This window comes from Christensenella hongkongensis, from assembly GCF_000981035.1.
Taxonomy (GTDB): Bacteria; Bacillota; Clostridia; order Christensenellales; family Christensenellaceae; genus Christensenella; species Christensenella hongkongensis.
Window position 1 is genome coordinate 1 of the sequence record NZ_LAYJ01000084.1, and the last position, 527, is coordinate 527.

At 52.4% G+C, this 527-nt stretch carries 1 protein-coding gene; it reads right to left on the reverse strand.

Annotated features, from left to right (window positions below):
• Positions 1-527: bacterial Ig-like domain-containing protein (locus CHK_RS06170; protein WP_046443168.1), on the reverse strand; the 527-nt coding region annotated here is incomplete at both ends.

The following is a 527-nucleotide window of genomic DNA, read 5'->3' on the forward strand; positions in this document are numbered from 1 at the left end:
CTTCATACGTCACAGTAATTGTCTTTGTACCTGCCGCACTCATATCGGGCGTGGAAAGCGTGTATTCCCCGCTCGTCAACACCTTGTCTGCGCCGCCGTTTGTGTAGTGTGCGGTGACTTCCAATCCCGCAGCATCAAAGGTATCACCCACCGTGTATATTGTCTTCGTCGGATTCTCTGTTACTTCGATGCTGTCCAGAACAGGCGCGGGGGCGTTTACTGTAATGTCAAAACTCGCCGTTTTCTCTACGCTGTCCTCTTCATACGTCACTGTAACCGTCTTCGTTCCTGCTGTACCCATATCGGGCGTTGAAAGCGTATACTCACCGCTTGTCAGCACTTTATCCGCTCCGCCATTGGTGTAGTGTGCCGTTATTTCCAATCCCGCAGCATCAAACGTATCACCCACCGTATACGTCGTCTTCGTCGGCTCTGCCGTCACTTCGATGCTGTCCAGAACAGGCACAGGTGCATTCACTGTGATGTCAAACGCTGCCGTCTTTTCTACGCCGTCTTCCTCGTAGGTC